This is a genomic window from Aeromonas sp. A600620 (assembly GCF_029479985.1).
In the GTDB taxonomy this organism is placed as follows: domain Bacteria; phylum Pseudomonadota; class Gammaproteobacteria; order Enterobacterales; family Aeromonadaceae; genus Aeromonas; species Aeromonas veronii_A.
In genome coordinates this window covers 157149-170988 of record NZ_JAAKXB010000007.1, presented here as the reverse complement: position 1 = coordinate 170988, position 13840 = coordinate 157149, and the positions used below count along the sequence as shown (strand labels likewise).

Sequence of the window (13840 nt, the reverse complement as noted above, 5' to 3'; positions counted from 1 at the left end):
CGGCGGCGGGCAGCAAGAGTAAGGACGACACATGATTGAGCAATTCTTCCGACCCGAGCAACTGGGTCAGGCTTTGGAACTCAAGGCCAGTTTCGGCAACGACGCCGTCTACATGGGAGGCGGCAGCAAGCTTAACGCCGCTCCGACTCGCACCGACAAGAAGGTCGCTATCTCGCTGGACAAGCTGGGACTGAACCAGATTGAGCAGCAGCACGGCCAGCTCCATATCGGCGCCACCGTCACCCTGCAGACCCTGAAAGAGGATCCCCGTACCCCGGCCGCCCTGTGCGATGCGCTGGGGTTTGTCTACTCCCGCCATCTGCGCAATCAGGCCACCATCGGCGGCGAACTTGCCTGCCAACAGCAGGACTCCCCCTTGCTGCCGGTGCTGCTGGTGCTCGAAGCGGTGGTGGTGCTGGAGAACAACCTGCTGCAACCCATCGACGCCTATCTGGCGGGTCAGCGCAATGCCCTGGTGCTGGGGGTTGTGCTGCCGGAGCCTGAACTGCGCTGCGCCACTCGCCGCATCAGCCGCAACGCCGATGGCTTGGCGGTGATGACCGCCGCCGTGGCCCTCGACAGCATTGGCGAAATGCGGGTCGCCGTTGCTGGCGTCACCCCGCAGCCGATGCGCCTGCGGGATCTGGAGCGCCGCGAACTGCACGATGCCGCGCTGGAGGCCGCCGTAAGCGAGCTGATTGCGCCCCGTGAAGATCTGGCGGGCAGCATAAGTTACAAGCGGTATATCACCGGCGTGGTAGTGGCGGATCTGCTGGTGGATTGCCAGCAGCAGGAGGTGCAAGCATGATGGAACTCAACTTTACCCTGAACGGTGCCCTGCGCACCGTCATCTGCAAGGCCGGTGACAATGCCCAGCGGGTGCTGTTCAACCAGTGCCGGATGCACTCGGTGCGCAACAGTGACGACGGCTTCGGCTTTGCCGGTTCTGACGCCATTCTCTTCAACGGCAAGGTGATCAACGCCTCTCTGCTGATCGCCGCCCAGCTGGATGGATCAGAGGTGCGCACCGCCGAGTCGCTCGGCAGCTGGAACCAGCTCAGCCTGGTACAGCAGGCGATGGTAGATGTGGGCGTGGTGCAGTCCGGCTACAACGATCCGGCTGCGGCACTCATCGTCACCGACCTGCTTGATCGCCACCCCGAGCCTACCCGTGATCAAATCGACGATGCCCTCTCGGGCCTCTTTCACCGGGACGGCGGTTATCAGCAGTTTTATCAGGCCATCGAGCTTGCCTGTTCACGGATGAAGGATCCCGATTACCTGTGCCAGATTGCTCCCGAGTTTCGTGACGACCTGCGCCATATCGGCAAGAGCTGTCCGAAAGTGGACGCCGCCAAGATGGTGCAGGCCAAGCCCTGTTATGTGGAGGATCGGGTTACTGAAGATGCGTTGATCATCAAGATGCTGCGCAGCCCCCATCCCCATGCGGTGATCACCAAACTCGATGTGAGCCGCGCCGAGGCGCTGCCGGGCGTCGTGCATGTCATTACCCACCTCAACTGCCCGGATGTGTTTTACACTCCGGGTGGTCAGAGTGCTCCCGAGCCGTCACCGCTTGATCGCCGTATGTTCAGCCGCAAGCTGCGCCACGTAGGTGACAGGGTCGCCGCCGTGGTGGCCGAGAGCGAAGCCATCGCATTGGCAGCCCTGAAACTCATCGAGGTCGAGTATCAGGTGCTGCCAGCGGTCATGAATATCGATGAGGCGATGGCCCCCAATGCACCCCTGGTACACGACGAGCCCATTGTCTACATGGCCGGTGCGCCTGCGGATCTCGAGCAGCAGAACGCCTGCTCGGTACGTCGCGGCGACGAGCACATGATCATCAACTTCCCCATCGGCTCCCGCCCGCACGAGAACCTGGCCGCAAGCGTCCATGGCCAGATCGGCGATGTGGCCAAGGGCTTTGCCGAGGCGGACGAGATAGTCGAACGTACTTACGAATCGACCCAGGCCCAGCAGTGCCCGACCGAGCCGCACATCTGCTTCACCTATATGGATGGGGAGCGTCTGGTCATTCACGCCTCTACTCAGGTGCCGTGGCACGTGCGCCGTCAGGTGGCGCGTATCGTCGGCCTCAAGCAACATCAGGTGCACGTGATCAAGGAGCGGGTAGGGGGCGGTTTTGGCTCCAAGCAGGACATCCTGCTGGAAGAGGTGTGCGCCTGGGCGACCAAGGTCACCGGCCGTCCGGTCACCTTCCGCTACACCCGTGAAGAGGAGTTCATCAGCAATACCTCGCGCCATGTGGCCAAGGTGAAGGTGAAAGTGGGGGCCAAGAAAGATGGCACCATCACCGCCATCGAGATGGATTTTCGCGCCAACACCGGCCCTTACGGCAACCACTCGTTGACGGTGCCGAGTAACGGCCCGGCGCTCTCCCTGCCGCTCTATCCGTGCGACAACGTGCGCTTTACCGTCAACACCTACTACAGCAACATCTGCCCGACCGGCGCCTATCAGGGCTACGGCGCGCCCAAGGGCAACTTCGCGCTGACCATGGCCATTGCCGAACTGGCCGAGAAACTGGGTATCGATCAGCTCGACATGGTGGAGCACAACCGGGTGCATGAAGGGGACATCCTCAAGGTGCTGGGGGCCATCGGCGAGGGCAAGATGCCGACTTCTGTGCCCCACGCGGCCAGTTGCGCCCTCGAGCCCATCCTCAAACAGGGTCGCGAACTGATTGCCTGGGATAGCCCCAAACCCGCCGATGGAGATTGGCGCATCGGTCGTGGCGTCGCCATCATCATGCAAAAATCGGGGATCCCGGATATCGATCAGGCCAACTGCATGGTCAAGCTGGAATCGGACGGCACCTTTATCGTCCACTCCGGTGGCGCCGATATCGGTACCGGCCTCGATACCGTGGTCGCCAAGCTGACCGCCGAGGTGCTCGGTTGCCCGCTCAGCGATGTGCATGTGATCTCTGGCGACACCGACCACGCCCTGTTCGACAAGGGGGCTTACGCTTCGTCAGGCACCTGCTTCTCCGGCAATGCGGCCAAGATGGCGGCCGAGAACCTCAAGGCGAAGATCCTGTTCCACGGCGCCGCCATGCTGGGCGAGCCGGTGGAGGATGTGGAGCTGGTTCATCCGGGTATAGTGCGCGGCAAGCAGGGGGAGGTGACCCTTGCCAAGCTGGCCCACAAGGCGGAGACCGGTACCGGCTTCGGTATCCTCGTGGGCACCGCCAGCTACATCACCTCTGAGCTTGCCTTCCCGTACGGGGCCAACTTCGCCGAGGTGGCGGTCAACGTCAGAACCGGCGAGATCCGGCTCGACAAGTTCTACGCCCTGCTCGACTGCGGCACCCCCATCAACCCGGAACTGGCGCTCGGTCAGATCTACGGGGCGACCATGCGGGCCATCGGCCACACCATGACCGAGGAGATCTGCTACGACAGCAAGGGCATCCCGCTGACCCGGGATCTGAAGAGCTATGGCGCGCCCAAGATTGGCGACATTCCCCGCGACTTCCGGGCCTTCCTGGTGCCGAGTGACGACAAGGTTGGCCCCTACGGCGCCAAGTCCATCTCGGAGATCGGGGTCAACGGCGCGGCGCCTGCCATCGCCACCGCTATCCACGACGCCTGTGGTGTCTGGTTGCGCAAGTGGCACTTCACGCCGGAGCAGATCCTGCGCGAACTGGGCAAGCTGGAGCAAAAAGTGTCGGCATAACAAAAGAAAAGGTGAGGGGCGGGCACCAGCTCGCCCCCAGCGCCTGACGGCGGAATGAGTACTCCGCCTACATTCTGTGTGATGGGACAAACACGATGTCTAAAACAACACGCAAGCACTCGGATCTCATTTACGAGCTGGAAGACAACCCCCCGTTTTATCAAACCCTGATGGGCGCAGTGACCCATCTGCTGGCGATTTTTGTCCCCATGGTGACCCCGGCGCTGATCGTCGGCGGCGCCCTGGGCCTCTCCACCGAGATCACCGCCTATCTGGTCTCCATGGCGATGATCGCTTCCGGTATCGGCACCTGGCTGCAGGTAAACCGTTATGGCCCCATCGGTTCGGGGCTGCTCTCCATCCAGTCGGTCAACTTCTCCTTCGTCACCGTGATGATCGCGCTCGGCGGCGCCATGAAAAAAGATGGCATCCATGAGGAGCTGATCGTCTCGACCCTGCTCGGGGTCTCCTTTGTCGGCGCCTTTCTGGTGATGGGCTCCTCCTTTGTGCTGCCCTACCTCAAGCGGGTGATCACCCCGACCGTGAGCGGTGTGGTGGTACTGATGATTGGCCTGAGCCTTATCAAGGTGGGGATCATCGATTTTGGCGGCGGCTTCTCCGCCATGAGCAGCGGCACCTTTGGCAAATACGAGCACATCGGGCTGGGGCTCTTGGTGCTCTGCGTTATCGTCGCCTTCAACTGCAGCCGAAGCCCGCTTCTGCGGATGAGCGGGATCGCCATCGGTCTGATGGTGGGCTATGCGGTGGCCCTGATGCTCGGTATGGTGGATTTCTCCGCCCTTGAAAACCTGCCGCTTATTACGGTGCCGATCCCGTTCAAGTACGGTTTCTCCTTCGATTTTCACGCCTTTATGTTGGCGGGCACCATCTATCTGTTGAGCGTGCTGGAGGCGGTGGGGGACATCACCGCCACCGCCATGGTCTCCCACCGGGATATTCAGGGTCCCGAGTTTCAAAAACGGCTATCCGGCGGCGTGCTGGCTGATGGGTTGGTGTCGGTGATCGCCTCTGCCCTCGGCTCTTTGCCACTCACCACCTTTGCCCAGAACAACGGCGTCATCCAGATGACCGGGGTGGCCTCACGCCATGTGGGCAAGTTTATCGCCGTCATCCTGGTGCTGCTGGGGCTCTTCCCCGTAGTAGGGCGCTTCTTTACCACCATACCGTCACCTGTGATGGGGGGCGCCATGGTCATCATGTTCTCGATGATCGCCATCGCCGGTGGTCGCATCATCATCAGCCACGGCTTCGATCGGCGGGAGACTCTGATTGTCGCCACCTCGCTTGGCCTTGGGCTCGGTGTTTCCTATGACCCGAACGTCTTCAAGGTGCTGCCAGCGGGTATTTACATGCTGGTGGAGAACCCCATCTGCGCTGGCGGCATCACCGCCATCATCATGAATCTGGTGCTGCCGCAAAGCCGCAAACGCAAGGCGGCCGTCAGGGATGCCGAGGCGGTGGAGGTGATCCAGCTGAGCGACAAGCCGGATGTGAGCTTTACCGCCCGCAGTGCGGGCCAGCCATCGGCCAGCAAGGGTGAGGGGTCACCAGAGCCAGTGCCCGGGCAGGCGGTGGCGCCACAAGTGGAACGGGTCTGACGGTTAAATCGGCAAAAAACGTCAACAGAACAAGAAAAACAGGGAAACGGTTATGAAAAACGACAACTCTGTCAAAGCGGTACGCGGCAGTTTCTTCGATATCACCCGGGTGGTGGATCAGCCCGAGGAGATTGAGTCCAACGCCCGCCTTATCGAGGATGGTCTGCTGATCATTCGCAACGGTTGCATCGACTGGTTCGGTGAGTGGGAGGAGGGGAAAGATCGCATTCCGGCCGAAGTGCGGGTGCGCGATTATCGCGGCAAGATGATAGTGCCCGGCTTTGTCGATACCCACATTCACTATCCCCAGAGCGAGATGGTAGGGGCCTATGGCGAGCAGCTGCTGGAGTGGCTCAACCGCCACACCTTCCCCGCCGAGCGGCGCTACAACGATCTCGAGTATGCCCGCGAGATGTCCACCTTCTTTATCAAGCAGTTGCTGCGAAACGGCACCACCACGGCGCTGGTGTTCGGCACCGTTCACCCCGAGTCGGTGGATGCCCTGTTCGAGGCGGCCAGTCGCATCAATATGCGAATGATCGCGGGCAAGGTAATGATGGATCGCAACGCGCCCGACTATCTGCTCGATACCGCCGAGAGCAGCTATGAACAGAGCAAGCAGCTTATCGAGCGTTGGCATGGTAACGGTCGACTTCTATATGCCATCACACCGCGATTTGCACCCACCTCGACACCCGAGCAACTGGCGATGGCGCGGCGACTGCGCGAAGAGTTTCCCACCACCTATCTGCACACCCATCTGTGCGAGAACAAGGATGAGATCGCCTGGGTCAAATCCCTCTTTCCGGCGCACAAGGGTTATCTCGATGTCTATCACCAGCATGGCCTGACCGGCCACAACTGTGTGTTTGCCCACTGCGTCCATCTGGAAGAGCAGGAGTGGGATTGCCTGAAGGAGACCGGCTCCACCATCGCCTTCTGCCCCACATCGAATCTTTATCTGGGCAGCGGCCTGTTCAAGCTGCACAAGGCGTGGCGCAAGCAGGTGAAGGTGGGGATGGGCACCGACATCGGCGCGGGCACCACCTTCAACATGCTGCAGACCCTCAACGAGGCTTACAAGGTGATGCAACTGCAGGGCGAACGGCTCTCGGCCTATCAGGCCTTCTATCTAGCCACCCTGGGCGGCGCCCATTCGCTGGGGCTGGACGAGAAGATCGGCAGCTTTGCGGTGGGCAAGGAGGCGGACTTCGTGGTGCTCGACCCGGTCGCCACCCCGCTGCAGCAGCTGCGTTATGACAACTCCACCACCCTGCGGGACAAGCTCTTTGTGTTGCTGACCCTGGGGGATGACAGATCCATCTACCGCACCTATGTGGATGGCCAACTGGTGCATGAACGGGGGTAGGGGCTGGAGTGGGCTGCCGCGGCGCAGCCCCAACGAATACGGCGGCTGGCGTGCTCCACAGGGGCGCCAGTCTTGCCGCACGACAGGGGATCTCCCCGCATAGAACGTGAAATGGCCCGGTTTTTTTGACCAGCAAGGCAAACGTTTGAGTCAAGGCTGCCTGCCCTGGTCTGTCTGTCGCATCCTCTGCCACCATCGCCTGTTTCTCATCAGACTGGCGCTCGGCAGACCCGCAGATCCTGTCGCCATTTCGTCATGGAACATTCAGGCGCGTGTGAAGGAGTTGGGTATGACCCAAGCAAACAGCAGGACAAACAGCGTGGAACAGCTGGCCAATGATGACGCCAGCCAGAGTGCAGCAAAGCAACAGCCGCTCACGGCTCTTGATCGCTACTTTATGATCAGCGAGCGGGGCAGCAACGTCAGACAGGAGGTGCTGGCGGGCCTCACCACCTTCCTTGCCATGGTCTACTCGGTGATCGTGGTGCCGAGCATGCTCGGCAAGGCGGGCTTTCCTCCCGGCGCCGTGTTTGTCGCCACCTGTCTGGTGGCGGGGTTCGGTTCACTCTTGATGGGGCTTTGGGCCAAGCTGCCGATGGCCATCGGCTGCGCTATTTCCCTCACGGCGTTTACCGCCTTCAGTCTGGTGCTGGGGCAGCAGATCCCCATTCCGGTGGCGCTGGGGGCCGTCTTCCTGATGGGGGTACTGTTTACCGCCATCTCGGTGACCGGGGTGCGTAGCTGGATCCTCGACAACCTGCCGATGGGGATTGCCCACGGCACCGGCATCGGTATCGGTCTCTTCCTGCTGCTTATTGCCGCCAACGGGGTGGGGCTGGTGATCAAGAACCCGCTGGATGGGCTGCCGGTGGCGCTGGGGGCCTTTACCTCTATGCCGGTCATCATGTCCCTGATCGGCCTTGCGGTGATCTTCGGGCTGGAGAAGCTGAGAGTACCGGGGGGGATCCTGCTGGTGATCATCGCCATCTCCATCTTCGGCCTCATCTTCGATCCGGCGGTGAAGTATCAGGGGCTGTTCGCCCTGCCGAGCCTCTCGGACGATCAGGGCAAGTCCCTCATCTTCAGCCTGGATATCATGGGGGCGCTCTCGCCGCTGGTGTTGCCCAGCGTGCTGGCGCTGGTGATGACAGCGGTATTTGATGCCACCGGCACCATCCGCGCCGTGGCGGGGCAGGCCAACCTGCTGGATAAAGATGGTCATATCATCAACAGCGGCAAGGCGCTCAGTGCCGACTCGGTCAGCAGCATCTTCTCCAGTCTGGTGGGGGCGGCCCCCGCTGCCGTCTATATCGAATCGGCAGCAGGCACGGCGGCGGGGGGCAAAACCGGCCTCACCGCGACTGTGGTCGGCGGCCTGTTCCTGTTGATGCTGTTCCTCTCGCCGCTCTCCTATCTGGTGCCGGCCTATGCCACCGCACCGGCCCTGATGTATGTGGGACTCCTGATGCTGAGCAATGTCACCAAGCTCGATTTCGATGACTTTGTCGGGGCCATGTCCGGGCTAGTGTGTGCGGTCTTTATCGTGCTCACCTGCAATATCGTCACCGGCATCATGCTTGGCTTCAGCTCGCTGGTGATCGGCCGCATCTGCTCGAAGGAGTGGCACAAGCTCAACGTCGGCACCGTGGTCATCGCCCTGGCGCTGGTGCTCTTTTATGCTGGGGGGTGGGCTATTTAGGGATAACCCGCCCGTTTGGGGCCGCACTGGCGGCCCCGTTTTTATACCTGTTATTTTTAGCCCACCCATGCTGGCTATCACGTCTCGGCCGTCTCCGCAGTTGGGTGGTCTCATCGCGATACCATTTTGATAAATCCCCCTACCAGATTGATAGGCTCCCACCCTTGCGCTACTCGCTCTGCCGTTTTTTTCACCGCTGATGTGCCCCGTTTGCTCAGGGGCTGCCCCTGGCTTGTCGCTTCGGGCAAACAAAAGCGGGCTAGATGGGATCCCCTTCACACTTCTCCCCATTGTCCTGACGATGGCGGGAAACAGGCGCATATCTTGCTGTTTTTTATGCCGGTTCCAGATTTTTCCCTTCGAAAAAAGGACTTGCATATGTCCATAGGATTACCGCTCAAGCGGGTGGATGCCGAGGCCAAGGTGACCGGCAGCGCCCGCTATACCGATGACAACATCATGCTCGGGATGCGCCACGCCAAGTACGTGCGAAGCAATATTGCCCACGGCAAGGTGCTTGCCATCGATGCGACCGAGGCGCTGGCCCTGCACGGGGTCGAAGCCGTGTTTACCCACGAGGATGTGCCCACCACCTGTTTTCGCACCGCCGGTCACGCCTGGTCCCTCGATGAGGCGAAACGGGATGTGAAAGACCGCCGTCTGCTCACCGATCATGTGCGCCACTTCGGCGATGGGGTCGCCATAGTCGTGGCGCGCGATCCGCTGGTCGCCGAAAAAGCGGCCGCGCTGGTCAAGGTGACTTACGAGCCGCTGCCGGTGATGACGGATGCCGAAAGTGCGCTGGCCGAGGGTGCCTATCCCATTCACCCGAGCGGCAATCTGCTGCGCCAAAGCCAGCTTCGCGCCAATGACCCGGAGCAGGCCATTGCGGCGGCCGATCTGCAGTTTCAGGGGCACTACCGGACCCCGGTGGTGCAGCACTGCCATCTGGAGACGGTGACCTGCTACGCCTATATGGATCAGCCGGACCACATCATCGTGGTCAGCAGTACCCAGATCCCCCAGATAGTGCGCAGCCGGGTGGCCAAATCTCTCGGCCTGGCCTGGTCGAGCGTGCGGGTGATCAAACCCTATATGGGCGGCGGCTTTGGCAACAAGCAGGATGTGCTGGAAGAGCCGATGGCGGCGTTTCTGAGCTACAAGCTTGGCGGTGTGCCGGTCAAGGTGACCCTGAGCCGGGAAGAGTGCTTTTTTGCCTCCCGCACCCGCCACGGCTTTGCCATCGACGGCAAGATGGGTCTCAACCGCGACGGCACCCTCAAGGGCTATCAGCTCGACGTGCTCTCCAACACCGGCGGCTATGCCTCCCATGGCCACTCCATCGCCAGCGCCGGTGGCAACAAGATCAGCTACCTCTATCCGCGCAGCGCCTTCGGTTATGACGCCAAGACCTTCTACAGCAACCTGCCCACCGCCGGTGCAATGCGCGGTTACGGCGCGCCCCAGGCGATTTTTGCCCTCGAGTGCATGCTGGACGATGCCTGCGCCGAGTTGGGTCTGGATCCGCTCGAAGTACGCATCGCCAACGTGGCGCGCGAGGGGGATGTCAATCAGGTCAACCAGAAGACCATCTACAGCGCCGGGTTGCCGGACTGCCTGCTGCGTGGTCGCGAGATGTTCGAGTGGGATCGGCTCAAGGCCGAGTGCTTGGGGCAGGATCCTGCGAGTCGGGTGCGCCGTGGCATCGGGGTGGCCTGTTTCAGCTACGGCTCCAACACCTATCCGGTGGGGGTCGAAATTGCCGGCGCCCGCATGCTGCTCAATCAGGATGGCACCGTCAATCTGCAGATCGGCGCCACCGAGATAGGGCAGGGGTCGGACACCGTCTTTGCCCAGATGGCGGCCCAGACGTTGGGCATTCCGTTTGAGCAGATCCGGGTCATCTCGACTCAGGATACCGACATTACTGCCTATGATCCTGGCTCGTTCGCCTCGCGTCAGAGCTATGTGGCGGCCCCCGCCATCCATCAGGCGGCGCTGCAGTTGCGGGCCCGCATTTTGTCGCTGGCGGCCCAACTCTGCCATCAGGATGTAGGATCGCTGACCCTGATCGACGGCTACGTGGTGCTGGCCGGTGCGCCGGACAAGGTGCTGATCAGCGTCGCCGAGGTGTCGGTCAACGCCTACTACCACCTCACCATCGGTGGCCAGATCACCTCCGAGGTCTCCCACAAGACCACCACCAACCCGCCCAGTTTCGGCTGTACCTTTGTCGATCTCAGCGTCGATATCGATCTCTGCAAGGTGACCATCAATCGCATCATCAACCTGCACGATGCGGGCAAGATCCTCAACCCGCAGCTGGCGGAGGGACAGGTGCACGGCGGCATGGGGATGGGGATCGGCTGGTCCCTGTTCGAGGAGATGATCATCGACGCCAAGAGCGGCGTGGTGCGCAACCCCAACCTGCTCGACTACAAGTTTCCCACCATGCTGGATTTGCCAGAGCTTGAGTGCGACTTCGTGCAGACCTACGAGCCCCAGTCGGTCTATGGCCACAAATCCCTGGGGGAACCGCCCATCATCTCGCCGGGCCCTGCTATTCGTAACGCCATTCGCATGGCGACCGGGGTGGCCATCAACGAGCTGCCCATCACCCCCAAAACCCTGTTTCGGGAGTTTGTCGCGGCGGGTCTGATTGGCGAGGGAGCAGGGGAGGAGCAACACCATGTTTGATATTGCCCGTTACTACAAGGCGCACAGTGTGGCCGAGGCGGTCGCCCTGCGTCAGGCTGACCCCGAGGCGCGCCTTCTGGCCGGTGGCACCGATGTGATGATCCAGCTGCATCACCTCAACGCCGCCTATCGCCATATCGTCGATATTCACGACTTGCCCGAACTCAAAGGGGTGAGCGAGCTGGCTGACGGTTCTATCCGCATCGGCTCCGGCACCACCTTTACCGAGCTCATCGAGAACGAACTGGTGCAGCGCCGCCTGCCGATGCTGGCCGAGGCGGCCGCTACTATCGCCGGCCCGCAGATCCGCAACGTCGCCACCTATGGCGGCAACATCTGCAACGGCGCCACCAGTGCCGACTCGGCGGCGCCTACCGTCGCGCTGGAGGCCGAGCTTGAGATTGCTGGTCCTAACGGCACACGCCGCATCCCCATCGCCGGTTTTCATACCGGCCCAGGCAAGGTTGCGCTGCAACCGGCGGAAATTCTGGTGGCGTTTCACTTTGCCCCGGACTCTCACCCCCATGTGGGCTCCCACTACTTCAAATACGCCATGCGCGATGCCATGGATATCGCGACCATCGGCTGCGCCGCCTACTGCCAGATTGAGGATGGTCACTTCAAGAGTCTGCGGCTGGCCTATGGGGTGGCGGCACCGACACCGGTACGCACGCCTCACGCGGAAGCTGCGGCCGAAGGGCAACCGCTGACTCGCGCCACACTGGCAGCCATTGCCGAGGCGGTGGTAGCCGATGTGGCGCCGCGCTCCTCCTGGCGGGCGGAGAAGGAGTTTCGCCTGCACCTTATCAAAACCCTGGCGCAGCGGGTGGTCGCCTGCGCAGTCGAACGTGCCGGAGGCAAGATCCTATGATGCAACCGCAAAGCTGTCCCGCAGTGGAGATCCAGTGCGAGATCAACGGCAAGCCTTACTCCTATGCAGTGCCGCCCACCATGTCGCTGCTCCACTTCCTGCGCGGGCAGGGGCTGATCAGTGTGAAAGAGGGGTGCTGTGTCGGTGAGTGCGGCGCCTGTACCGTGCGGGTGAATGGCACCGCTATCGACAGCTGCCTCTATCTGGCGGTGTGGGCCGATGGCAAATCCATTCGTACCGTGGAGGGGGAACGCAAAGGTAACGAGCTCTCCGACGTGCAGCAGGCCTTTATCGACGAGGGGGCGGTGCAGTGCGGTTTTTGCACCCCGGGCCTCGTGATGGCGAGCGCGGCTCTGCTCGACAAGACCGAGCGCCGTCCACTGACCGATGCGGAGATCCGCCGCGGCCTTTCTGGCAACCTCTGCCGCTGTACCGGCTATCAGAACGTGGTGCGGGCGGTGAAGAAGTGCTGCAAGGGGTGATAGTTCTAGTGCCGTGAGTGGTGCGTGCCGTTGTTTGAAAAAGGAAACAAGCCGTCCAAAAACACAGGCCCGCCTCGAAAGAGGCGGGCCTGCTGCTGAGTGGGGTCAGGAGAAATCACACTTTTGGCTGGTCGATCACCAATTTGCCATCTTTGACCGGAATGGTTGCACCGGGGGCTTGCTTCATGCGGATCACCCCCTCCTGACCTGCGAGGCGATAGGTCACGTCATAACCAATTGTGTTGACGCTAGTATCCTGCACGGTTTTGCAGCGCTGCTCGGTGGTGGTGTAGGTATCGCCAGCCTGCATATTGCCCTGCACCTGATTACCGGCATAACCACCCGCGACAGCCCCGGCAGCGGTGGCCACCTTCTTGCCACTGCCGCCACCAAACTGGTGGCCGACCACGCCCCCCAGCGCCGCGCCCACCACGGTGCCGAGGATCTTGTGCTCATCCTGTACCGGCTTGCGGTGGGTCACGGTGACGTTGCGACACTCCTGGCGGGGAGTCTTGATGGTCTCGGTGATCGGCTTGCTGGCAATCACCTCGGCAAAGGTGGGTTGTGGTGTAAAGAGCGAGCCACTGGCCGCCGCCGAGAGCGCCAGGGCCGAGGCGATGCCAATACCGATACCTGCCATCATGGATCTGTTCATCTTGTTGTTCTCCTGCATACCCATACGGGCTGTTCCAATCTGGCGCCATCTTGTCATAACCGGTTGGCCGAACAAGGCGAGGGGGATGGGTCTGCGACAGGCGCTGGCAAGGTCAAAAAACAGTCACCCCGAAAAAGTGTCTGGCTTTGGCGACAACGGACTAAAAGTGACCGGTTTCCGGCGCATGGTGGACTGTGCCAGTGTAATAAGGAGCAATTCGAGTCGCAATTTGCAAGGCGTGCGGTGAGCAGAATGCCAGAGTGGCAAAGTGCTGACGGGGGCAGGTCAAGGGAGGCCTTGAGCAAGGGCTCTGTTCGTTGAGATGGCCACGCAAGTGGTTGATAAATGGCTCCAGCCCCATCGGATGTTGGCCGATAAGAGATCACGGCAAGCATTTTGCTTTGATTGGGTGAAGCAGAGGGTGAACGGGTCGGCAGACAACTGCGTAAGACCTGATATGAAGAGGTTCACCCGAGATCACCGGATCAACGAGGGGGAGATATGTCAATGTTACCCAGCTGGATCACCCCGGCCATCCAGGCCAACATCATCACGGCGCAGCAGGCTGAACGTCTGCTCTCATCCCTCTACCGGCCCCTGGCCGAGCAGGGAGAGGAGCTTCCCGCCGATATCGCCGACATCAGCCTTAAACTCTACTGCTTCCGCCAGCAGGGGCGGGTGCGCCACTAAGGCTGACAAAAGAACACCCCGCGCCAGGCTCGGGGTGTTGTCACTCATGTATCACA

General features: G+C 61.4%; 10 protein-coding genes. 9 read left to right on the top strand and 1 reads right to left on the bottom strand.

Annotated features, from left to right (window positions below):
* The first annotated feature begins 31 nt into the window (after positions 1-31).
* The 8 genes from ygfM (at position 32) to xdhC (ending at position 12439) form a co-directional block, all read left to right on the top strand.
* Positions 32-808 (top strand): molybdopterin-dependent oxidoreductase FAD-binding subunit, encoded by a 777-nt coding sequence (gene ygfM, locus G5533_RS11225; protein WP_421231025.1) that lies wholly within the window; start codon positions 32-34, stop codon positions 806-808.
* A complete protein-coding gene (locus tag G5533_RS11220) occupies positions 805-3702 on the top strand; it encodes a molybdopterin-dependent oxidoreductase Mo/Fe-S-binding subunit (protein ID WP_421231024.1) in 2898 nt (965 codons plus the stop codon). The genes ygfM and G5533_RS11220 overlap by 4 nt, the downstream gene beginning before the upstream one ends.
* Positions 3703-3797: 95 nt before the next feature.
* A complete protein-coding gene (locus G5533_RS11215) occupies positions 3798-5321 on the top strand; it encodes a nucleobase:cation symporter-2 family protein (RefSeq protein ID WP_421255161.1) in 1524 nt (507 codons plus the stop codon).
* A 52-nt stretch (positions 5322-5373) separates the two neighbouring features.
* Positions 5374-6690 (top strand): guanine deaminase, encoded by a 1317-nt coding sequence (guaD, locus tag G5533_RS11210; protein WP_139429891.1) that lies wholly within the window; start codon positions 5374-5376, stop codon positions 6688-6690.
* Positions 6691-7087: 397 nt separating this feature from the next.
* Positions 7088-8389 carry an NCS2 family permease gene (locus tag G5533_RS11205; RefSeq protein WP_441254821.1) on the top strand — a complete coding sequence of 434 codons (1302 nt, stop codon included), beginning with the start codon at positions 7088-7090 and terminating at the stop codon, positions 8387-8389.
* A gap of 378 nt (positions 8390-8767) precedes the next feature.
* Positions 8768-11086: a xanthine dehydrogenase molybdenum-binding subunit XdhA gene (gene xdhA, locus G5533_RS11200; protein WP_441254813.1), complete on the top strand. Its 2319-nt coding sequence runs from the start codon at positions 8768-8770 to the stop codon at positions 11084-11086.
* Complete coding sequence (gene xdhB / locus G5533_RS11195) at positions 11079-11957, top strand: xanthine dehydrogenase FAD-binding subunit XdhB (RefSeq protein WP_441254812.1); 879 nt, start codon at positions 11079-11081, stop codon at positions 11955-11957. Before xdhA ends, xdhB begins: the two co-directional genes overlap by 8 nt.
* On the top strand, positions 11954-12439 hold the full coding sequence (xdhC, locus tag G5533_RS11190; protein ID WP_058056839.1) for a xanthine dehydrogenase iron sulfur-binding subunit XdhC: 486 nt from the start codon (positions 11954-11956) through the stop codon (positions 12437-12439). The genes xdhB and xdhC overlap by 4 nt, the downstream gene beginning before the upstream one ends.
* Positions 12440-12554: 115 nt before the next feature.
* Here xdhC and G5533_RS11185 read toward each other — a convergent pair whose 3' ends face one another.
* Positions 12555-13094 (bottom strand): glycine zipper 2TM domain-containing protein, encoded by a 540-nt coding sequence (locus tag G5533_RS11185; RefSeq protein WP_026035120.1) that lies wholly within the window; start codon positions 13092-13094, stop codon positions 12555-12557.
* Between the two features lie 501 nt (positions 13095-13595).
* Between G5533_RS11185 and G5533_RS11180 the strand changes: the two genes are divergently transcribed.
* Positions 13596-13784 carry a hypothetical protein gene (locus tag G5533_RS11180; protein WP_040069812.1) on the top strand — a complete coding sequence of 63 codons (189 nt, stop codon included), beginning with the start codon at positions 13596-13598 and terminating at the stop codon, positions 13782-13784.
* Positions 13785-13840 lie beyond the last annotated feature (56 nt).